This window comes from Pseudomonas fluorescens (genome assembly GCF_001623525.1).
Classification (GTDB): Bacteria; Pseudomonadota; Gammaproteobacteria; order Pseudomonadales; family Pseudomonadaceae; genus Aquipseudomonas; species Aquipseudomonas fluorescens_Q.
In genome coordinates this window covers 2211758-2233872 of record NZ_CP015225.1, presented here as the reverse complement: position 1 = coordinate 2233872, position 22115 = coordinate 2211758, and the positions used below count along the sequence as shown (strand labels likewise).

The 22115-nt window shown below is 51.3% G+C and carries 20 protein-coding genes and 1 pseudogene; 11 read left to right on the top strand and 10 right to left on the bottom strand.

The window, feature by feature from the left end; translation table 11 throughout:
• Positions 1-53 precede the first annotated feature (53 nt).
• A complete protein-coding gene (locus TK06_RS09435; protein WP_063321874.1) occupies positions 54-434 on the top strand; it encodes an antibiotic biosynthesis monooxygenase family protein in 381 nt (126 codons plus the stop codon).
• Positions 435-517: 83 nt separating this feature from the next.
• The gene (locus TK06_RS09430) at positions 518-991 is read left to right on the top strand and encodes a methyltransferase family protein (protein ID WP_063321873.1); all 474 of its coding nucleotides are present in this window, start codon (positions 518-520) and stop codon (positions 989-991) included.
• Positions 992-1247: 256 nt separating this feature from the next.
• Here the strand turns inward: TK06_RS09430 and TK06_RS09425 are convergent, their stop codons facing one another.
• Together TK06_RS09425 and TK06_RS09420 are read right to left on the bottom strand one after the other, a co-directional pair.
• The gene (locus tag TK06_RS09425; protein ID WP_063321872.1) at positions 1248-2783 is read right to left on the bottom strand and encodes a class I adenylate-forming enzyme family protein; all 1536 of its coding nucleotides are present in this window, start codon (positions 2781-2783) and stop codon (positions 1248-1250) included.
• Between the two features lie 18 nt (positions 2784-2801).
• The gene (locus TK06_RS09420; protein WP_063321871.1) at positions 2802-4220 is read right to left on the bottom strand and encodes an aldehyde dehydrogenase family protein; all 1419 of its coding nucleotides are present in this window, start codon (positions 4218-4220) and stop codon (positions 2802-2804) included.
• A 473-nt stretch (positions 4221-4693) separates the two neighbouring features.
• On the opposite strand from TK06_RS09420, the gene TK06_RS09415 reads away from it, so the two are divergent.
• The 9 genes and pseudogenes from TK06_RS09415 to TK06_RS30715 all read left to right on the top strand — a co-directional run bounded on the left by TK06_RS09415 (position 4694) and on the right by TK06_RS30715 (position 15478).
• Positions 4694-5710 carry an AraC family transcriptional regulator gene (locus TK06_RS09415; protein ID WP_086936616.1) on the top strand — a complete coding sequence of 339 codons (1017 nt, stop codon included), beginning with the start codon at positions 4694-4696 and terminating at the stop codon, positions 5708-5710.
• Between the two features lie 128 nt (positions 5711-5838).
• Positions 5839-6537 (top strand): hypothetical protein, encoded by a 699-nt coding sequence (locus TK06_RS30730; protein ID WP_238992610.1) that lies wholly within the window; start codon positions 5839-5841, stop codon positions 6535-6537.
• A gap of 328 nt (positions 6538-6865) precedes the next feature.
• Positions 6866-8044: an MFS transporter gene (locus tag TK06_RS30725; protein ID WP_086936615.1), complete on the top strand. Its 1179-nt coding sequence runs from the start codon at positions 6866-6868 to the stop codon at positions 8042-8044.
• Between the two features lie 23 nt (positions 8045-8067).
• The gene (locus TK06_RS09410) at positions 8068-9459 is read left to right on the top strand and encodes an NAD(P)/FAD-dependent oxidoreductase (RefSeq protein ID WP_063321869.1); all 1392 of its coding nucleotides are present in this window, start codon (positions 8068-8070) and stop codon (positions 9457-9459) included.
• 44 nt (positions 9460-9503) lie between these two features.
• Positions 9504-10832: a protoporphyrinogen/coproporphyrinogen oxidase gene (locus TK06_RS09405; RefSeq protein ID WP_063321868.1), complete on the top strand. Its 1329-nt coding sequence runs from the start codon at positions 9504-9506 to the stop codon at positions 10830-10832.
• A gap of 50 nt (positions 10833-10882) precedes the next feature.
• A complete protein-coding gene (locus TK06_RS09400) occupies positions 10883-12322 on the top strand; it encodes an aldehyde dehydrogenase family protein (protein ID WP_063321867.1) in 1440 nt (479 codons plus the stop codon).
• Between the two features lie 95 nt (positions 12323-12417).
• A complete protein-coding gene (locus tag TK06_RS30720; RefSeq protein ID WP_086936614.1) occupies positions 12418-13146 on the top strand; it encodes a TorF family putative porin in 729 nt (242 codons plus the stop codon).
• A gap of 87 nt (positions 13147-13233) precedes the next feature.
• Complete coding sequence (locus TK06_RS09395) at positions 13234-14664, top strand: amidase (RefSeq protein ID WP_161951737.1); 1431 nt, start codon at positions 13234-13236, stop codon at positions 14662-14664.
• Positions 14665-14810: 146 nt separating this feature from the next.
• Positions 14811-15478, top strand: a pseudogene (locus TK06_RS30715) (group II intron maturase-specific domain-containing protein).
• Between the two features lie 240 nt (positions 15479-15718).
• Here the strand turns inward: TK06_RS30715 and TK06_RS09390 are convergent.
• The 8 genes from TK06_RS09390 to TK06_RS09355 all read right to left on the bottom strand — a co-directional run bounded on the left by TK06_RS09390 (position 15719) and on the right by TK06_RS09355 (position 21684).
• On the bottom strand, positions 15719-15994 hold the full coding sequence (locus TK06_RS09390; protein WP_063321865.1) for a cytochrome C oxidase subunit IV family protein: 276 nt from the start codon (positions 15992-15994) through the stop codon (positions 15719-15721).
• A gap of 3 nt (positions 15995-15997) precedes the next feature.
• The gene (locus TK06_RS09385) at positions 15998-16531 is read right to left on the bottom strand and encodes a cytochrome c oxidase subunit 3 (RefSeq protein WP_161951736.1); all 534 of its coding nucleotides are present in this window, start codon (positions 16529-16531) and stop codon (positions 15998-16000) included.
• A gap of 83 nt (positions 16532-16614) precedes the next feature.
• Positions 16615-17343 carry a hypothetical protein gene (locus tag TK06_RS32575; protein ID WP_063321863.1) on the bottom strand — a complete coding sequence of 243 codons (729 nt, stop codon included), beginning with the start codon at positions 17341-17343 and terminating at the stop codon, positions 16615-16617.
• A 590-nt stretch (positions 17344-17933) separates the two neighbouring features.
• Positions 17934-18878, bottom strand: coding sequence for a DUF7064 domain-containing protein (locus tag TK06_RS09375; protein ID WP_063321862.1), 945 nt, complete (start codon positions 18876-18878; stop codon positions 17934-17936).
• Between the two features lie 102 nt (positions 18879-18980).
• The gene (locus TK06_RS09370) at positions 18981-20054 is read right to left on the bottom strand and encodes a phosphotransferase (protein WP_063321861.1); all 1074 of its coding nucleotides are present in this window, start codon (positions 20052-20054) and stop codon (positions 18981-18983) included.
• Positions 20055-20153: 99 nt separating this feature from the next.
• Positions 20154-20435 carry a cytochrome C oxidase subunit IV family protein gene (locus TK06_RS09365; protein WP_063321860.1) on the bottom strand — a complete coding sequence of 94 codons (282 nt, stop codon included), beginning with the start codon at positions 20433-20435 and terminating at the stop codon, positions 20154-20156.
• A gap of 4 nt (positions 20436-20439) precedes the next feature.
• The gene (locus tag TK06_RS09360) at positions 20440-21093 is read right to left on the bottom strand and encodes a cytochrome c oxidase subunit 3 family protein (RefSeq protein ID WP_063321859.1); all 654 of its coding nucleotides are present in this window, start codon (positions 21091-21093) and stop codon (positions 20440-20442) included.
• Positions 21094-21210: 117 nt separating this feature from the next.
• On the bottom strand, positions 21211-21684 hold the full coding sequence (locus TK06_RS09355; protein ID WP_063321858.1) for a hypothetical protein: 474 nt from the start codon (positions 21682-21684) through the stop codon (positions 21211-21213).
• Positions 21685-22115 lie beyond the last annotated feature (431 nt).

Here is a 22115-nt window from a genome sequence, read left to right as displayed (position 1 = left end):
CAGGCAGCATCGATCACCCCAGTTTCAATTTCACAATAGACAGGAGCGCCACCATGTCCGCCATAAAACCATTCAAACCTCTAGACGAGAAATTTCCGTTCGACCGCCAACTCGGTATCGCGGCCGCGCCTCTCGTGCTTATCAACCTCTTCATGGTCGTCGATCCCGCCGATGAAGCGGGCTTCCTGGACGCTTTCAAGGCAGCTGCCGAGATCATAACGAAGCAACCGGGCTTCATTTCCATGCAACTGCATCGAGCGATCGGCGATAGCCCGACTTACCTGAACTATGTGGTGTGGGAATCCACCGAGGCGGTCCGCGCCGCCTTCACTGATCCCGCGTTCCTCGCGAAACTTCCAGCATATCCGTCATCCGTTGTGGCCAGCCCGCACCTGTTCCAGAAGGTCGCCGTCCCCGGCTTCTGCACGGCCTGACCCCGGAGATATGGCAAAGCGCGCTGACGAGTATCTTCGCCCAGCGCTCGATGCTGGCTTGAGAGCACAAATTGGAGATGAGTATGAGCGTCGAACCGCACAACGCGGGTGTGCGCTTCCCTCCACCCTTACTTTATCTGGGAGCGCTGCTGTTGGGGCTGGCGGCGGACCGGTTCATTACCCTGCGCTCTTTCGGCATCGACTGGCGGTTGCTGGTCGCGACGGGCGCGCTGCTGTTCGTTGCCGGCGCGGCGATGATGCTCGCAGCGGCAGGGCTGTTCCGGCGGCTGGGCACCAACATTCCGCCGTCGCAGCCAACGACCCTCATCGCAACGACCGGTCCCTATCGGTGGACGCGCAATCCCATGTATCTCGGCATGGCGCTTATCTATGCCGGCCTTGCGATTGGCTTTGACGGGCCGATCGCCTTCGCCTTGCTCCCGTTGGTGCTAATCGCGATCCAGAGGCAGGTGATCGCCCGCGAGGAGCGCTATCTCGAAGCGAAGTTCGGCGACGACTACCGCCGCTACAAGGCCAAGGTTCGCCGCTGGCTCTGACTATTTCGCTCCGCGGCTGCTGACACGTCCTTATCGACAATGCCGGCAATGGCCTGATTGCGAACTTTACTGAAGCATATTCCAAGTAGTCCTTGGCAGATTGCTCCGTCCGCGACGGCTAGTGAAGGCAGCCATTTTGGCTATTTAGGCTCTGTTGATTGCGAAAAAAGGAACCTGACAAGACCTTCTTAGGTTTAGCTTAGTGGCGTTGCTCGCTCAGATTAGATGTGCCGGTATAAACTATGCCTCAATCAGTTTACAGCTTTGACTCAAATATTTGACGAAGCATCCGCCGCATCACTTTACCGCTGCTCGTTTTGGGCAAATCTTCGACGATTTGGAACAGGCGGGGCACCTTGTACGCCGCTAGTCGATCACGGCAGTGGCGCTCTATTTGTTGAATGTCAATCTCGTATCCGGTTTTGGGCACAATGTAGGCCTTGGCTAGCTCGCCTTTGATCTCATCCAATACGCTTCCTACCGCAACCATCGCCACTGACGGGTGCTCCGCAATCACGCGCTCAAGCTCAGCGGGATAGATGTTGAAGCCCGCAGTAATGAACATGTCCTTGAGGCGGTCAACGATATAAATAAAACCCTCAGAGTCCATTCTTGCCAGGTCGCCGGTACGAAGCCAGCCTTCATCTGTTTTTGTTTCGGCTGTTGCATCAGGGCGCCCCAAGTAATGCTTCATTACTACTGGGCCGCGAATCTGAAGCTCGCCTATTTCACCGAGCGGCAGGGCATCCCCGTCAAGCTCAAGCTGGGCAATGCGCGCTTCCAGATGAGGAAGGGCTACGCCAATGGATCCCAGTCGGCGCTCACCATATAAAGAGTGGGTTGTGCCTAATCCGCCGAGTTCGGTCATACCCCACAACTCCAGAAGTCGGCAACCTAATGCGCGCTCGACATTTTCCATTGCCGTATAGGGCATCATTTGTCCACCTACGGTACATCGCGTTAATGAAGACACGTCGTAGGCGCCGAGGTTAGGGCAATTGAGAAGATAGATGTACATGGTAGGCACGCCTTCTAAGAGGGTCGCACCATAGATTTGAATGCTGGATAAAATGGCCTCTGCATCAAACGTTTTATGCAATACCAGTGTCATTCCGTATGCAATCGCTGAATTCATGACTACGTTCCCATAGACATGAGACAGTGGTAGCGCGCTGACCGCAATGTCAGACGCTGTACGTAAATGCATTGTTGCAGTCATGGAAACGTTTGTGAGAATGCATCTATGTGAAAGCACTGCGCCTTTGGGTTGTCCTGTTGTGCCGGACGTGTAACCAATGGTTGAGATATCATCTTTTTGAATGCCCGTAACTGGATATTCACGCACTGCAACGTTGGCATCGACCAGCAGATTGAAATGTCGCATCCCCGCGACTGTTATCCCGTCGAAAGAGATTAGTGATATAACTTCCGTTGGCCCGATATGCTCCTGTAAAGCCAACAGTTTGTCTGAAGTAGAAAATACTGCCACTGCGCCACAGTTTTTTATCGCAAACGCCGCTTCACGGGCGGTAAGCATCGTATTGAGTGGGTTGACGATCGCACCTATTTTTAATATGGCGTAGTAGGTGATGATCCACTCTGGTGAATTGGGTGAGTAAATCGAAACTACATCCTCTCGCTTCACACCCATCGATTCTAAACTTGCAGCCAGGCGAGATGACTGCACGTCGATATCTAGGAAAGACCAATATTTGCCTTCGAAAATAATCGCAGGTTTATTGCCGAAGCGTGCAGCTGATCGCCCAACCCAATTTCCGATTGAATGTTCCATAGTCGATCTCCTATCGGATCATTGCGCGGCTTTTAATAAAACTGTTTGTATGTTTGTGTATTCTGCGAGGCCATGAAGGGAGTTCTCAATTCCCATACCTGAGTTCTTCTGTCCTCCAAAAGCAACGTGTGGAGAAAATTGGTGAGCGTGATTAATCCATACCGTGCCAGATTCGATCTGCTTTGCGACTCTTTGTGCTGTATCCAGGTCTTTAGACCAAATGGTTGCTGCCAATCCATACTCCGAGCTATTAGCCTGCTTTATTACATCCTCCAAATCACGATATTTGATCATTGGAAGCACTGGGCCAAATGCCTCCTCTACGACGCAGCGAGCGTCAGCCGGGGGATTGTCGATGATCGTGACTGGAATGAAGTAGCCCTTTCTTTCCTCAAGCTCACCTCCCATGATGAAGGAGAAACCTCTGGTTTTGCAGTCCAGGAGTAGATCTTTGACTTTGTTGAACTGCATCCTGTTTTGCAAAGGGCCGAGCGCGACTTCCGGATCAGCGCCATTGCCCATTTTAACTGTACCTGCATACGCGACGAGTTCCCGAGCTACTTCGTCGTAAATATCCTCATGAACGTAAAGGCGTTTTGTGGCCACGCAAAATTGCCCGCTATTAGCAAATGCCGCCCAAAACAAATCTTGGGCGATAGCCTTCGGATCTACATCGGGAAATACGATTGCGGGATCATTACCACCCAGCTCCAGCGTGAGGCGTTTGAGATTGGTGGAAGCGCTCTGCATCACTCGTTTACCCGTCGCGGTAGAGCCAGTGAATGAAATTTTTCCAATGTCCGGATGCTCGGTAATTAGTTGCCCGAGCTCGTTTCCTCCCGACAGCACATTCAGCACTCCGGGGGGCAAGATCTTGTTTGCGAGTTCACCAAACCAGAGGGTACAAAGCGGGGTGAAAGGAGATGGCTTCAGCACCATTGTATTACCGGCTAGCAGTGCGGGAGCGACCTTCCAGATTGCAAGCAGAAGCGGGAAGTTCCATGGAGTGATTGCACCGATTACACCAATCGGAGTATGACGGCTTACGATTAATTCGCCAGTTACCCCCTGAGGGAACTCGTCTTCGAGTGACTGTTTGGCTATTTCACGGCACCAATGAATGCAACCGTCAATTTCCCATTCAGCCCCAGACCGTCCCTTACCCTGTTCGGTGGTTAGGAGTGTGATGAACGCTTCACGTCGTTCCTCAATAATGTCCCCGAATGCGGCTACCAGCTTTTTTCGCTGTTCGATGGGGGTTGCTCGCCAGTCTGTGAATGCGATCTTTGCTGCTTGGACAGCCTCCTCAAGCTGCGTGCGCGAAGCCAGGGGATATTCACAAATAGGCTCCTCAGTCGCCGGGTTGATAGCGAAAGCCGTCTCAAGGGATTCTTCAGCGCGCCCATTGATGGACAGTTTAAAAGTTTGCAGCTTCATGAGAATTTTCCTCAGGCTTTTTTGGCCATTGTTTTTGTAGGGGTAAATTCTTCTTAACTCTTTGCGACAAATCCATCCGACGGGGCATGGAACGCTGGACAGAGGGATCTCTACGCCTCGGTGGATGGCGTGGTGAGCAATACGCTTGCCCACTAGAACAATCGACGTAGCGTTGCTCTTTGTTGGCAGGTCGGTTGATTGATCTTGTATCAAACGTGGAGGAGGCTATAGAGCGGTTAGGGTCAAAATCGAGCCGAAACGGCCAATGTGGGATGTTTTAGATAAGGCGTTTGGAGCGAAACAGCTATGCCTGGCAGCCCTCTGATTGTCATGGAGATAGCAAATCGAGCGGTCATAGTGGGCCTTTAGCTACCAGTCAAGCTTACTTTGGGCTGAGGTTTGACCCGCAGGAGGCTGCCAGCGAGTATGGCGACCCATATACTCTTGCTGGTAGATGGCGTCCGAGGTGAATCATGACCATTCAGTCAAAAAAACACGCTACGTTGACACCTGTTCATCTTTGCGCGTGCATTACGAGCTATCTGGAGCAAGCAGGTATCCCATTAGACGATGTGCTATTTGGAACCGGCCTCAAACCGCTCGACTTTGAAAAGTCAGCAAAAATGGTCGACCTCGATCAGGAGCAACTTTTGCTCTCGAATGCATTGAGGCTTTCAGGATGTCCATTTCTTGGCTTGGACATCGGATTGGCTGCACGGATTTCTTCATATGGCCTCTTGGGGTACGCCATGATGACGGCAGCAGACCTGCGTAGCGGTCTTCAAATTCCCATAACACTGCCAGCGTTGCTAGGTACCTACTTCTCGCTGAGCCTGGTCGTTGACGGTGAAAAGGTTCAATTGCGCGCGGATCACTGCAGGGCGCCAAAAGAGCTTGAGCCGATCTTGACTGAACTCTGCCTTGGCTCGTTCAAAACCATCATGAGCGATATGGTGGGAAGCTCGTTTGAGTTGGTTCAGGCGTGCTTCAGGTATGAAAGCTTTGAGGGCGCGTCAGAGGCTTACCGAGATGCCTTTGGCTGCGAGGTTCAGTTTGAATATTCATGCTCGATGATCGTCTTCGACACAGCGGCTTTGGACATTTGCTTGCCTCTGGCTAACAGTCTCTGCCACCGAAAAACTCTAGAGCTCTGTCAGCATCAGAATCGAGACCTTGTTTCTAACAGGGAATGGTTAGAGAAACTGCGAACATTCCTCGCTCTCAACTTAAAGGAGCCGCCAGCTTTCGACGCGCTCGCTCAACAGATGCACTGCTCGTCCCGCACTCTTCGTCGGCAACTGGATGGACAGCATACGAGCTACCGGCAGCAGCTGGATGAGCTGCGATTTGCGAAAGCCAAGGCCTTATTGAGCTCTGAGAGCGGAACCATCGACCAGATCGCGGAGCAGGTCGGTTTTAGTGATGGTGCTGCTTTGCGGAGGGCTTTCCGCAGGTGGTGCGGACTATCTCCAAAGGTGTTTCGTTCCTAGGCGGCCAGCCGATTGGACACTTTCGGCCCGGTTTTGACCTCGTTCGCTATATAGCGTGCTCCGGCACCTACCGCAGAATCATTACCAAGAGGTTTCAGTATCGATTTGCAGAACAGGGCATAGCCGGAATGAAGACTATCTACAGCGCACAGCATAGCGGGCATTTCGGACGGTCAGAGCTGATCGATGGCGTGTTCCATTCAAGTTTTGAATGTCCTGCTCGCGCTACCCAGATTCTAGAGATGGTCAAAAGCCGAAACGTAGGCCCTGTGGAAGAACCACGTGATTCTGGTCTATCACCCATACTGCGTATCCATGGTTGCGAATACATTGATTTCCTTGAAGGAGCGCGGGGGCGCTGGACTGCAGAAGGCAACAATTTCGATCTGCTTTCCCAGATTTCGCCGTTCAATGCCCACCAAGGGGCTGCGAACTCCTCACAAAATCTCCTCGCGCAAATGGGGCGCTACAGCTTCGATATGGTGACGCCCATCACCGAAGCAAATTGGGTCGCGGCATACAGCGCTGCGCAGGTGGCATTGACCGCCCAAGAAGAAATCAGGGATGGAGCAGTTTCTGCCTTTGCGCTGTGTCGTCCTCCAGGGCGTCACGCTGGTGCTGACTACCTTGCCGGTTTTTGCTATCTAAACAATGCGGCTATTGCTGCTCAGGCGTTTCCAGATAACGGCGCTACACGGGTATCTATCCTAGATGTCGATTACCATCATGGTAATGGAGCCCAGGACATTTTTTATCGAAGGGATGATGTCCAATTCCTATCAATACATGGGCATCCCTCCTATGAATATCCCTCGACACTTTTATAGATGATCCAATCTTGAAGTTTAAGTTGGATAGTATTGGCTGCAAGGTAATGGGGCAATTTATCGGGGCTCTGAGGCTTGCTACGCTCTTCGTCCAAGAGGGTGGGGTGCCGTAGGTGATTCGGTAGGGATGTAACTAATGTCTTACTGGGCCATTGCGACGCTGCGTGACCAGCTCTGTTCAGATAGATGCTATGTGTAATGTCTGGTAACGATCTTAAGCTGAGCGATATACATGGCTAAGCAACGATAAAGAATTAGAAAAATTGAATCGCTTCATTTTGTTTTCTCTGCCGTCAAAAATAAATATTACTCATATGGCGAGGTTGTTATGCAAGATAATGCTGATGGGATCTTTAGGGCCCGCCCGATTCAAAAAGTTGCTGCGTTAGTCATACCTTGTCTGGCTAGTTTACCTATTATGGTAATGCCCTTCATATTTGGTGCGGTCATTGATCAAGTACAGGTCGACTCATCCAACGCGACCTATGCCACCAGTGCTGAAATCTCCATGATCGCGTTAGCATCGCTTCTGGTTTCAATTGCGCTGAAGGTGCTCCCTCCGAGATTAACTGCGTTGATAGGTTTATCGCTTGCAGCCATTGGACATTTTCTCTCAATCGGAAGCACGTCGCTTGAGCCAATGATTATTGCCAGAGCGATAGCGGGGTTCGGTGAAGGATTATGCATGGGGATGGGCTTTGCTACCCTGGCCCAGATTATCGGCGGCACAAGGTTACTTGCTTATTCATCGGGCATTGTTGCAGCGGCATCACTCATCTCTTTTATTACGGTGCCTGCTTTACAGTCCCATCTCGGATCCAGCTCTATTTTTTGGTTCATGCTCGTGGTCACTTTGATCTGTTTTCCACTGTTCATATGGATGCCCACAGCAAAACTTAAGCAATTGCCCAATGCAGGTGGCGTTTATGCCCTGTTTAATATAAAGAGCTTTTCACTTTTTCTTGTGGCGTTTTTAGCAAGCTCTGGATCGAATACGCTTTGGCTTTATTTTGAGCAGGTTGGTCATTCGGTGGGGATGGATTTGGCCGCTATAGGAAAACTGGGATCATTTTCATCCATTCCCACCCTTCTCGTTCCGTTTGTTGCAAATTTTATATTTGCGCGAAATAAAACGGTTGTGCCAATTGCCGTAGTCTGTTTGCTTTCCGGTATTGCATCATACTTTTATGGCGCACCACCATCAGTAATTGCCTTTTGTTCCGTGGTTGTAATTATGTCGTTCCTCTATGTTTTCCTTATAGCATATATTCGGATGTTTTCAGCGCACTTAGATAGTAGTGGTCGCACCACGGCTGCAGTCGGTGGGGCCGACTCGCTTGGAATGGTCGTTGGCCCATTAGTCGCCGCATTCACGCTCAATTTAACTACAGGTTTCTCGTCGTTAAGTTCCTTCGGTCTTGCTTTGCAATCGTTGTGTGTAATCCCTTGTCTGGGTTTCCTTTTCTATAAAGCATCGCGGCATACACGCAGTGTCGGGAACGCCTGATTTGTAGGTGGACTGGAGAAATTATGAAGTCGATTGTTGAGCAATCTTTTTCGTTCACAAAGTTCATGCCTTTTTGGCTCGATAGCCCGGACGCTCCGAGCGCTTCGCCAGCATTCAGTGGCTCTCAAGAAGCGGATCTGGTGGTCATCGGGGGCGGGTTTACTGGCTTGTGGACGGCCATTCTCGCAAAGGAAGCGAATCCCACTTGGTCGATTATAGTTTTGGAGGCTGGGCGAGTAGCACATGGAGCATCTGGGCGCCCAGGTGGAATCATTTCCACGTCAGTTATGCACGGTTTGGCGAACGAAGATCGAGTCTTTCCCGACGACATCGATATCCTTGAAAGACTGGGTATGGAGAATCTTGACGGATTCAAGAAAGCGTTGGCGGATTATGGGATTGACGCCGATGTCGAGTGGAATGGTGAGATGACCATTGCCGTAAAGCCGGAGCATGTAGCTGACTTAAAAGAAGAATATGAACTGCATCTAAAACATGGGCATGAGGTACAGTTTCTTGACGCAGAGCAGACAAGGAAACAACTCAAATCGCCTATGTTTGTAGCCGGTATGTGGTCGCAAAAACGCAGTGGTATCATTAATCCTGCCAAGCTGGCTTGGGGGCTCAAGGCTGCGGCGATCAAATTAGGCGTAAGGGTGCATGAAAACTCCAAGATGACTGAGTTATCTGAACTAGCAGATGGAATGCTGGTTCGTACTGAAGGAGGGAAGATATCAGCTCCTAAGGTTTTCCTGGCTACGAATGCGTGGCACGCTGGGCAGCGTGATATTAAGCGCAGAATTATTGCTGTTCGCGACCATGTACTGGCTACCGAGCCTCTTTCACAGGAACAGCTAGCGCGTATAGGTTGGGCCAATCGTCAGGGTATTTATGATACTCGGACGCAGCTCAACTACATGCGACTAACAGCAGATAATCGAGTTATTTTTGGTGGTAGTGTTAGCTATCATTTTAACGGTGATACGGCTCCTAAATGTGATGCCAGAGCTGATACTTACTACAGCCTGGCTGAGGCGTTTTATACAACATTTCCGAGCTTAAAGGACGTTAGATTCAGTCACGCATGGGGTGGGCCTATTGATTATTCGATGCGTTTTTCGGTTTTCTTCAGAAAATATTTTTCTGGGAAAGTTGTATATGCGGGTGGGTACACCGGGTTTGGTGTCGCAGGAAGTCGATTTGGCGCATCAATGGGGCTGGGGATACTCACCAATAATCCCGACCCGATTTATAAGCTGGCTATCGCCATAGAGCCTTCCGGATATATACCTCCGGAGCCTTTCCGTTGGATTGGCGCAAAAATCACATTCGCCGCTCTAAGTAAAGTAGATGAGAAAGGTGGATGGCGCCGTTTATGGCTCAATTTTGTAAAGGTGCTGGGTTTCCCTTTCTGATACCCGATTCGCTAGTTTATATAGGCGTGTAGAGAGACTTTGTAATGACTAAAAATATTATTGTGGTGGGCTCGGGTATCTCCGGCCTTAGCGCTGCTTATGACCTGACCAAGGCTGGTCACAAAGTTACTGTGCTTGAGTCGACGGCGACAGCCGGTGGTCGTATGGCCGATGTTGACATGAAAGGCCTTAATGTTCATTCGGGAGCCACCATTATCTGGGACAACTTTAAAGATATGATGGGGCTCGTCAATGAACTCGGAATGAAAGATCAATTGGTGTCATGGACGCGTGATGCTACGCGTGTTGATAATGGGCAAAAAGTCTACGATATCCAGTACCATTTCAGTGTGAGTAACATGTTGACGCACCCTGCCTTTGGTACTGCAACAAAGCTTAAGCTGGCTAAATTACTGCCAGATATCATTCGTAGTGGTTTGAAAACTGATCCTTGTTTTATGCATACTGCTGCGGAGTTCGATACTGAGTCCGTTGCGGAATATTTGACTGATAAGGGCGTTGTTGATTTTCTCGAAAATTATATTGAACCCTTATTTCGCGCGCCATGGAATTGGGAGCCGGAAGAGTTTTCCAAGGCTTACCTGCTGACCATGATGGGGCATTTGCCTACTGCGAAGACCCATACATTTAAATATGGTATCGGCTCGTTAACGCGCGAGTTGGCGAAGCACGTTGACGTTAAGTACCAGACAAAAGTCCTCAGCATCGTTGAGAAGCAAGGTGCTGGGTGTGACGTCCAGATCGAGAACAACGATGGGACACATATTCTTCAAGCTGATATCGTGGTATTTGCGGCACCTGCGGATCGAGCCAGTGCATTAGTATCGACTCTAAATAACGAGGAAAAAGCATTCTTCGAGAGTGTGAAATACAACGAGTGCGGCATTGTTTATTATGTGCTGAGTAAGCCTTTGGAGCAAAAGCTGCAATGGTACACCCGCAAGCATCCGTCCCCCGTCGTTTTCTATGCGCAAATTCCTGAAGATGAGCATGTTCCCGAAGGCCACCGCCAGCCACCTCACCTGTATCTTGAACTGACACCTCAACAGCGAGATCGAGCTGTTGCAGAGGGTGGGACAGGTAACCTTAAGCAGTATGTCCACCAGTTTGCCAAGGATATGTATCCAGCTGTTGATGAGGACACCGTTGAAGTTATTGAACAATGGATTCCTCAGATGTTGCCTCTTTGGTATCCAGGATACGCCAAAAAAGTTGCTGCCTTTATCGAGACGTACGAAGCTGCCCCACGGTCTATATATTTCGCAGGCGATTATCTGGCTCATTCGCATACCGGAGGCGCATGTGCGAGTGGTCGTCGCGCCGCACGTTTGATTCAAAAGCACTGGAATTAAGCAGGGACGCTGACGGGATTCGTCGGCATCCTCATGGGGTAAGTAAGCCAATGCGAAACCAACTTTATATTGATGGGAAGTGGAAGTTTGGCGGCGGACAGCGTTGGGATGTAATCAACCCGGCCACAGAGGACGTTGTTGCTACCATAGCCCTTGCTAGTGAGCAAGACGCTGATAGTGCTGTTGAAGCTGCTTCAAAGGCTTTTCCTTTTTGGAGGCGCACTTCCGCCGAGCAAAGATCTGCTCTCCTTTTGTCAGTAGCGTACAAAGTGAGAGACTATCGCGACGCGTTGATAGCGTTGCAGATGGAAAGTAGCGGAAAACCGTATTATGAAGCTGAAATTGATGTCGTCGCCGTTGCGGAAACTTTTGAATTTTACGCGGAGCTACTTCATTCACATCCAGATCGATGTGGCGTCGATTTGAAGGTGGAAGGCTTTTACGCTGAAGTGCTTGCAGAGCCTGTAGGTGTCGCTGCTTTGATCGTGCCTTGGAATTTTCCAATGGTCACCACTTCATGGAAGCTTGCTGCTGCGCTTGCTGCGGGTTGTACGGCGGTGGTCAAACCGTCTGAATACACGCCATTAGCTGAATTGGCGTTGGCAGATATTATGGCTGAAGTTGGATTTCCTCCTGGGGTGGTGAACTTTGTACCAGGATTGGGGGAAGTGGTTGGTACGAAGCTAATATCAGACCCCCGTGTCCGTAAGGTTTCTTTTACCGGCAGCGGCTCGGTTGGAAAATCAATATTGACGCAGACGGCCAGATCTGTGAAGAACGTCAGTCTTGAATTAGGTGGGAAATCTCCAATAATAGTGTTTGAAGACGCTGATATCGATGTTGCCTTGGATCTAGTGGTTGCGGGGATTTTTTATAATGCTGGCCAGGTCTGCTCCGCCACATCTCGCCTGCTCATTTCGGAGAGTATACGAGATAAGTTTGTCGAACTGTTGCTAGGCAAGATCGCTGAGGTCGTAGTGGGTAGTCCGCGCTCTGGCGAAACAACGATGGGACCTTTGATTTCGAAACTACATTATGATCGTGTTTTGGCTATGGTCAATCAAGCAAGAACTGATTCAAACGCAAACATTATGGCGGGAGGCAAAAGGCCCCCGGGAGTTGGTGCGCGTGGGTTTTTCTTTGAACCCACCCTCATAGAAATTTTCTCGCCTGAATGTGAGATATGGAATCAGGAAGTATTTGGCCCTGTTCTATGTTTTATGGTCTTCCATTCAGAAGAAGAAGCTATCGCTTTAGCTAACTCTTCAGTGTACGGCCTAGCTGCTACGATAGTAACCGAATCCGGCGAACGCGCTGAAAGGGTTGTAAATAACCTAGAAGCCGGCTTTATTACTGTTAATGCGCCACAAATAGTTAGCCCCAGATTGTCATGGGGAGGCTATAAGGAAAGTAGTCAGGGTAGGGAGTTAGGCCCTTATGGGCTTGCGTCCTTTCAAGAGATAAAGAGCGTTATAAAAGCTCAGCGATAAGAATTTTACAATAAAAATCTCGTGTATCGTCTGCGGGAACGCCCTTCGCTGTTTAGAAACTGCCCCAATGTAAATAAAATCAAAGAGAGGCTGATATGCGATTTGCGAGACTTGTGCTGGTAGTAGGTGTTACTGTTCCTGTTGTTTCCGCTCATGCTGTGGAACTTAATGAAAATTGGTCGCTGTTGCTCAATGTCGGAGCGTTCTCGGAGTATAGCTCACGAGGAATATCGCAAACTCAGCGTAACCCCGCTATCCAGGCTTCCGCAACCATTGCACATTCTAGCGGGCTATACGCTGGGCTGTGGACTTCCAATGTTGACTTTGGGGGTGGGTTAGATGCACGTCAAGAGGTAGATTATATAGCGGGTTACCTATGGCAGCCTTCAGATAAGGTTGGTCTTGATTTGGGGTATATTAAATATACGTATGATAAAAGTTCGCTGTTGAATCTTAGTGAAACATATGCAGTGCTTACAGCATATGATTTTGTGTTGGGTGCCAGCTATTCTACCGATAACTTTGGTGATCAATCAGCGTTGTATGAGTTCGTAGGTTATAAGGTTGCGCTACCTTATGATACTGCGTTAGATGTACGTTACGGGCGGGCAGATTTTAAAGACCCGGTTCTTGTTTCCAACGACGGGAAAGGTTCAGATTCTTATCGTGAATGGGAAGCGAAACTCTCGCACGATTTCGTGGGGGTGAAGTGGTCTTTGAGCTATATCGATACCGACCTATCTGAAGCGCAATGTCAGTCGTATATATTTTACAAGGATGTTTGCTCTGCTAGGTTTGTTGTCGGTGCGAGTAAAAGCTTTTAAGGCGTCGGCGTATCTTGTTGACTAGTTTGCGGGTCTAAAGCCGTCGGCTCGAGTAGAACTTTCTCAAATTCTCCAGAAGGGTATATGATGTCTAAGTCGGAACTTGATCTTTGCTATCTCACTGCCACGGAGGCCGTGGCGCAATTTAAAGCGAAAACGCTATCCCCAGTCGACGTCTTGCGCGCTCAAATTGCGCGCATCGAAGCCGTGAATTCGAAACTTAACGCCATAACCTACACTCATTTTGATCGCGCGCTCAAAGAGGCTCAAGTTGCGGAGGGCCTCTACATGCGTGGCGTAGCGACTCGGCCGCTCGAAGGCGTCACCTGCGCAATAAAGGATGGCAATCCGATCAAGGGCGAGATCATGACCGTTGGCTCGAAGGCCTTCGCGGATTTCATCCCGGATGAATCGGCTCCGACCGTCGAGCGTCTAATAGATGCCGGGGCCATCGTCCATTGTCGCACCACGATGTCTGAGTTTGGTCATTCCGCGATAACCAAGAGTCCGTTGTGGGGTGTGACACGTAACGCCTGGAACCCTGAATATAGCAGCGGAGGCTCCAGCGGCGGCGCCGGATCGGCTCTCGCTGCGGGAATGACAACCTTGGCCGACGGTACTGATGGTGGCGGTTCAATTCGAGTTCCAGCGGCTCTTGGAGGGCTGTTTGGATACAAGCCACCCTTCGGACGAAATCCTGTGGACACTCTCTCGCCCGGGGAGACCCTGATGCACTACGGTCCTTTGGCTAGATCGGTCGCAGATTGCGCTCTGATGCAGAACGTTATGTCGGGTCAGCACCCAAAAGATCTCTACTCGTTGCCGGATCAAGTCGTTCTACCCACGTTTGGCGAAAGCCTTCGCGGAAGGCGGATCGCGTTGTCGATGAATCTTGGGTTTTATGAGGTCTCTAAAGAGGTTCGTGAAAACACCTTAGCGGCGGCGGAAGTTTTTCGCGGTCTTGGCTGTATCGTGGAGGAGATTCAACTGCCTTGGGAACGGGCATCCGTAGAGGACGCCTGGCTTATCAAATGGCAGGCCCTACTATGGGCTCAGTGCGGCGACCTGCTGCCCGAATTTCGGAATGACCTCGATCCTTTCGTTGTGGAACTCATGGAACAGGGAAGCCATCTCGACCTCAGGCGCTTTTATCGTACCAATCAAACGAAGCATGAGATGCATCAGGCGCTTGTGGCTGCGATGTCGGGTTATGACCTTCTTATCGCACCAACTACGGCAACGACCCAGATCCCAGCAGATCGCCACGACGCGGACCCTCTGCTAATAAATGGCAAAGCGATCGATAGGCCCTATGTAGGATGGTTGCTGACGACCCCCTTCAATCTTCTCAGCCAGTATCCAGTCTTCAGCGTCCCGTCTGGGGTAGATCAGACCACCTCAATCCCAACGGGCCTTCAAATTATCGGGCCGGCCTACGATGACTTGGCGGTGTTCAGCGCTGCATACACTTTTGAGGCTGCTACCCAGCCCTGGAGCTTCCGACGGCCGCTCTTGTGATTGACGCGCTCATGCATGTCAAACGGCATGCAAATTGCCGCCGAAGTCACCTAGGTCAGCACGAAAGGCTTCCATGCCAGAGGCGACGGAATGAACGTGCAATAGGAAGTGGCGGTCACCTACGCCACCAAGGGCCGAACAGGTTATTGCCGCCAGTAGGCGTCAGAGTCTCGTCGAATGTCACACAAGCAGAAATTTCTCCTCAAGAGGGCAGCAACCGCTAGTCCCAGACGGAGTCCGGGGCTTGCGGCTGGCAGTGCGCAGGCATCGACGGCGTCTGCGACGTGGACGAACGCGGAGTCGGACATGCTGATGGAACGGGTGCTTGCACCCGCCAACCTCAGGCGTGCGTATCAACGTGTGGCCAGCAACAAGGGCGCACCGGGTGCCGATGGCGTGACGGTTAAGCGCTCATCAAGTCATCGAAACAGCCCATGCCCATGTGGCGGCGGGTCATGCGTTGGTGCGTGGAACTTGATCTGGAGAGATTCTTTGATCGGGTCACTACGTGGCTGGTCAGGCTATTTCAAGCTAAGTCAGGTCAAGCGGTCAGTTGAGGAAACTGACGGCTGGGTGCGGAACAAACTTCGTTGTGTCATCTGGCGCCGATGGAAGCGGCCCTCTACGAGGGCGCGTCACCTGATGCGCTTGGGGCTCAAGGAAGAACGGGCTTACAAGTCAGTCAGCGTTCAATGGCCGTGGCCCATGGTGGAACTCGGGAGCGTTACATATGAATCAGGCGCTGCCGAAGAAACAGTGGAGTCAATTCGGGCTGGTCTCGATACTGGATACGATTAACGGTTTATCCGCATAATCTGAACCTCCGTATACGGAACCGTATGTACGGTGGTGTGAGAGGTCGACAACTCTTGAACTCGCACTGAGTCGTCTAACGCCCAGGCGCTTCAATTCTTCGGGGGAGGGCAGTCCGTCCCGGGACAGCAGGTTGACTGGCTGTTTGGCCTCCTGGCAGGTGGTGGCAATTTCGTTCGAGTCGACCGCGCAGGCTGTCCGCCCCGGCACCGCTGTCCAGCCTTGCGGGCATTGGCGCGCGTCACGACAACAGCGGAGCAAGGAAATAGGGAGTGAGGATGACGACGGCCACCAGCACCGTCCAGCTCTCGAACAAGAACCGCACCCCCAAGGGGGCATGGTCCAGCTCCATGAAATGGAGCAGGACCATACGCACCTTCCAGGCGGCAATCAATATCGTCGCGATCGTGGCGGTCGCTGCGGTGACGCCGTCTTTCGACAAGCCCCAGGTCGTGAAGATCGTCGCGATGCTCAGCAACAACCACACGCTGGTCACCCATCGTTGTGCGCGGTCCATGTATTACCTCATGAGATAAAGTAGCGGGAAAAGGATGATCCAAAGCAAATCGACCATGTGCCAGTAGATTCCCATGCTCTCGATACCTGCCAGGCTGCTGTCTCTGGCGTATGTCCCCGCCCGAGCGTGTGCCCAAAATACGGCAAGCGCTACGCAGCCAGCGACGACATGCAGGAGGTGGATGCCGGTCAGCGCGAAATAGAACATGAAGAAGTCGTTGGTCAGCATGGTGTAGCCGGCCTGAATCTTCCCCATGTATTCAACGACTTTCGAAATGCCAAACGCGATGCCGCCGGCGAGGGCGGCCGCCAGCCACGGGCCGACCGCGGTGCGCCGGCGCGCCGCCTGGACGGCGCGAACCATGCACCAGGAACTGGTCAGTAAGATCAGCGTGTTGCCTCCTCCAAAGTGGAGGTTTAGAGCCTGACGTGAAGCCTCGAAGGTGTCGGGATTCTTTAGACGCTCGACCATGAATGAGCCGAACAGCAGCGCGAAGATCATCATGTCCAGGCCGACGAATACCCAGATACCTTCCAAACCCGGCAGGCGACGGACTTGTGGCGTGCACGTGGGGGGCAAGAGGGGCCTGGCGGTAACACGCTGCCGTGACGGAATTAACTTCAATTCTTCCCCCGATCTTCCGCTTCGAGTCGCAGCAAAGCCTTCCGGGTCAACGGCACAAGGCAAAAGAGGTAGATGAAGAACGTCACGAACACGAGCCAGAAGGTGATCAGGCCGTGCCATGCAAAAATGCCGGTGGTCAGGAAAGGAATCAGTAGGACCGAGATGAAAGTTGCGCAGGTGAAGAAACCCAACCAGGCGATCCAGGATGGGAATAGGGGCTGCTCCCGCTTGTCCATCAGCATGCAGATGCCAATGGCGCACCACTCGATCGCAAAGATCACAAAGGGTGGATCGAACATGAACCAGCCTAGGTCGTAGAGCATCTGGATCTCCCCATCGGAGCGGCTGTCGGGCCGAAAGGCGGCGGTCATCCAGTAGAGTGCAGGCAGCATCAAGGTCAACATGGCAGCTACGCCGCTAGTGCGTACCACCTGCGAGAGAACGCTCATGGAGTCCGTCAGGATGCGTTCCATGATTTTGGCCATGACCGCAGTCCAGGTCAGGTAGAAGGGCATACAGACGAACATGACCATCATGCCCACTCGGATACCGAAACTATTTTCTCGGAAATAGCTGCTGATTTCGCTTGCGTTGAGGTAGGCCGGAGGCGGTGGCCAGAAGCCCGCGAATACAGCAAACCCAAGTAGTCCACCAAGCGCGACGATCAGAACAGAGTAGTTGCACAGATGCAGGATTCGGTAACTTGCCGAGCGTTCGGTCGTCATCGCGAGAGGTCCTTTTTTATGGCGAATAGTCAGTTTTTCTTGTGTTGGCGAAAGCATCATAGAGTTTGTCCGATCAATTTCTCGAGGAGTTCGTTGGTTTAGGTGTAGGTCGGCCCGATTATTGGCGCTCGCTTTTCCACGTCCCGAACAGCTGCGGCGGGTAAGGCAGCAATTGTCGAACAGTCACCCGCTCGGTCGGTTGCGCCCAGCTCGCACCAGCGCTCCTGGTACGGCACAACCTGCTTCGTCCCGAAGCGGCGAGTAAGGTTGCGCAGGGATCGAGTTCGTCGTTCATCCGGTGGGGTCGGTAGGCGTCGAACATGGGGTCTGGTTACGCGAGTGAGACTGCATCTAGTCGATACCACGAAAGCTAGCCATCTCCGCTGCGTGGCCAATCGTCGGTTACGACGATTTGGTGTAACAGCGCTGGATTGTTTGCTGATAGTTCGAAAATATGCGGTGCCAACACAGGTGTGTTGACACGGTATCTGCTAACTACCCATGAAAACTCACTATCCAGTGTTGGTAAGCATCCCTTTGTTGGGTGATCCTGCAGTTACGTGCAAAAACTCTATTTACCGCTCTGGTTCTTAGCTTTCGCTTTGACGCAGATAATCAAGATAAGCCTTCGACCACCCCATTTCGACGTGACCTACACCTGGTTCACCATCAATCTCCACAACCATCGAACCCTCGTTAAGGGTGTACAGGGGGCTGACTTCGAACTCAAACAAGGCAAATAGCTTGGTACGCACAGTGGTGACGCGTCCGGCTGCATCTTCGATAACAAACGCCATCTCGGTGTGATAAAACATTGGGTCTAGCGTGAAGTCGACCCGTATGTCCGTCACCTGCTCAATGCGTCCCTCTTTCTGGATGTATCCCATGAAACCAGTGCGGCCGACAGCCATGTACTGAAAGACATTCAAGGCCACATCGGGGCCCGCCTGAGCTTCGAGCCACTTCGACTGCTGCACTTGCCCCCAATCACGCGTCCCCCACGAGTGGTCACGATGACCAAACGTCTCGAAGGGAATCGTGCGCTCGCCAAGGCGAAGCACGCCCTTTACGCGCCCACTTTGCTCAAAACGGTCTGTCGCCATCCAGGTTGGACATCCTTCCGGGCTAGAGCCGTAGTTGTAGGCTGGGTGCATCGCTTCGAACTGGTATTCGATACTGGCTTTCTGGCCGGAGTAGTGAACTTCCGCAGTCTCAAGCGGTAAGCGATGGCGGACTCGGACATCACCCACGTGCCAATCGTCAAAATCCATATCACTGGGTACAAGAATACCGTCGCAAATCTCAAATATGGGCTCTTTGCCCACGCCGGAACCGTAAACGCTCAAGGCGGCGCCTGCTTTATTGTCCCCGCTCACCCAGGTGTAAATGAAAGCGGCGATGTTTTCCTCGGCAAGCTGCAACATGAAAACCAGCGACTCGCGCGCATGGGATTCGTTACCTAATTTATGACGGAGGTCGTGTTCCGGTCCGAGAGAAAATGCTGCCGTTGAAGACTTATTACCTACCTTGTTCATGTCCACTCCTGATTATTATCATATTTTCAGCGCAGCGCCTTGCTAAAGAGTGCTGCCTGTCCGGACGTATGACGCAGTTCTCGACGGATGCTCACTTCTGTTTTAGTTGAAGAGTGCTTCGGCATTCAGCTCGAGAACATGCGCGCCGTGACGCTCCAGCGAAGTTTTGTACATCGCTAAGCCGCGCTCATTCTGTTGAACTAGCATGGAAGTACCCACCGCCATGAAAAAGCCATACAGGGCATGCAGGCGATAGCCATCCCAACAGGCTTGCCAAGAAAAGTCCCTTACTCCCATGGCAAGCAGCTGTTCGTGATAGTCACGGATTAACTCTTGCTCATGGCGCTGGCGGAGTTTCGTGGAGAGGCCGGCTCCGAGATAAAACGCGGCGTCGACCATTGGCGACCCTAAGCGCACCGTCTGCCAGTCAACAACTATCAATGGCGAATGCTCGCTATCGTGACCGAAGAGCATATTGTCGAGCCTGTAATCACCATGCTGTATGACTCGGGGGCCGTCCAACCTACTAATGTATTCGACTGAGCGAGGCACCACGCGCTCCGCCAGGCGAATCAGCTCGGGGTCGATGAGGGGCGCGAAGGTTTTGGAAAACCCACCCAAGACACCAGGGAAGAGAGAGAACAAGCCCACGGTACGTCTCTGGTCGGCGAGCCAAGGTAGATCCAGGAGCGATGGGTCGTTCCAGCGCGGTTCCTGTAACCTGATAAGTTGTTGTAGCGCGAGACGTGCTTGCTCGACGGTTCCTCCTTCAATGACATTGCCCACACTGTAGGTACCAAGATCCTCGAACAGCAAAGTGAACCAGCCTTCGGTCGGGTCGAACTCTGCGAACCAGCAGCGTGGCGTTCTGATTTCAACGGTGCGACTGATTTGCTGATAAAAGCGTACTTCGGCTTCATACACTCCCATGGCAACGCCCGTTTGACGACTGGTCTCACTTACGGAAGCCAGTTTGGCAATAATGGTATTGGGGGCAAATTCATCGGCTCCCTCATAAGTAGGCGTCAGGCGTACGACGGAGCCCAATTGCCCTGTGCCAACGGTCTCCACCGTAAGATTGGAAACATGTCCTTTTGTAAGCGCACCGGCCTTGGTAAGGGTGTCCGTTAACCAGGCTGGGGTAAACTCTGCAGGGTTGCGAATGATCGGTTTCATGTTGCCTCTTCAATTTGTGCGTGATCGGTTGGGTCGGTGAGGCGTATAAATAAACGCTTTGGATTGCATTTTTTTACTGGGTTGTTAGAAGTGAAGTGTTCAATCTTGGCTTAGTCCGAGTCCAATAAATATGATTGTGGAAACAAGAAGCAGCCAGCCATCAAATGCTAATTTCCATGGCAGTGCCATGTTCTTGATCTGCATGAATTCCCGCATGACTAGCCTGCATTTAAATGCGGCAATGGTGATCATGATCAAGCGGCTCTCACTACTGGTGATCGCACTGCCAAGCGTGCTGCCCGAGAAATAAAAAGTCGCTAGCGTGGCCATTATCAGAAGCAGCCAGACAAAAGTTTCGCGAGATGGGAATGAGTAAGTCATCTTGCTATCTCATGATGTAGAGCAGGGGAAAAATTATAATCCACAGTAAATCCACCATGTGCCAGAAGGTGGCGGAGCTTTCAAGTCCGTGAACGCCCGATGAGCCATTTTTAATGCGAAAAAACATGACGATTAGAATAATTGATCCAATGAGTACATGCATAAAATGCAGGCCGGTAATCATGTAGTAAAACATGAAGAAGTCGTTGGTGAGCATGGTTATGCCGGTAGACAGTTTTTCTTTGTACTCTAGGAACTTTGAAATCGTGAAAGCCAAGCTGCACGCTAGAGTCAGGAGAATAAACACCATGCAGGTGCGCCGGTTCAGCTTGGACAGGCTACGTATGGCCAATACGATAAACCATGAGCTGGTTAAGAGAATGAGCGTGTTGAAAATTCCCGCATTTACGGATAACGACGATTGAGATTGAATGAAGCTATCAGGATTTTTGGCTCTTTCATAAAAGTAAGAGCAGAAAATAATCATAAATAACATCATGTCCATCAGGACAAGGATGAAGACTCCTTCCTCGCCAGGGGCGTGCTTGTTTTCTGTTCGAGTAGGAATGGTTTCATGTTGCTCTGGGCGAGAGCTGTGTAGTGCTCCGAGCGGGTAGTTGGACTGTCTGTTTTTTACTTTCTCAATGCTGGCAACCATTTCAAATCGCTCTGTTATGGAAGTTTGAAGCCCAATTGCACGCCCGCGAGTGTGCAATAGGACGGTCGCTCTATCAGTTTTTGCAGGGAATCAATGGTGCTCGGTAAACAATTGCAGTCAAACGATGCCAATAGAATCCTGCTCGATTCGCTTAATGGCTTTCAGTACATAGTGAGTGGCGATGATGATCCATATAAAGAAATCAAACAGGCCAACGTAGTAGCAAAGAAGACCGTTCCACGCGAATGGGCCTGTCCGGAAGAACGGAATTAATACCGCCATAAGGAAGGATAGGCCCATGGCAATCGAGAACCATCCCAGCCATTTGGGGAATAGCGGTCTTGGGTTTTTATCAATTAGGCACAGGCAGCCAAATGAAACAAACTGGGTGACGGATACCATGACTGTGGTGTCAAACCACAACCAAGAGTAATCGGCCAGCAATTTTATGTCTTGTGCTGTCTTCAGTTCGGGGTCATAGGCGGATGCCTCCCAGCCTACGCATGAGGCCCAGGTCGCCACTACAGTGCCGAAAGCCCCCATTAATTGTATGAGGGAAAGCGTGCCATTCGGGCCTTCGACATATTGCATGGTTCTAGAAACTGCACTGCCCCATATGTAATAGAGGGGGGGTGGATAGAAGTATCATTAACATGCCGATTCGGATGCGGAGGCTGTTGTCAATATAGTATTGATGGGTTTCATCTACGCTAAGGCTCTGTGCGGGAGGCGGTAAAAAGCCCGCAACTCCAGCCCAGGCTATAAGGATGATAATGCAGTATAGGTAACCTGCCCAGCCGCACCAGCGCCAACTTGTGAAGTGGGGGCGTTGGGGGGATGTTATATATGGATTTCATGTTTTTTCTCCGATGGCTATGCGCTTGTTGTATTTGTGTCATGAAATTCAGTATGCGGCCTGTCTGGGCGAATATAGTTTCGCGAAACTTTCGTCGGTCGGAAGACGGTCTGCATCGTCAAAAAGTCCAGGCAACGAGGTCGGCGCATTTCACTAGATTCGGTAA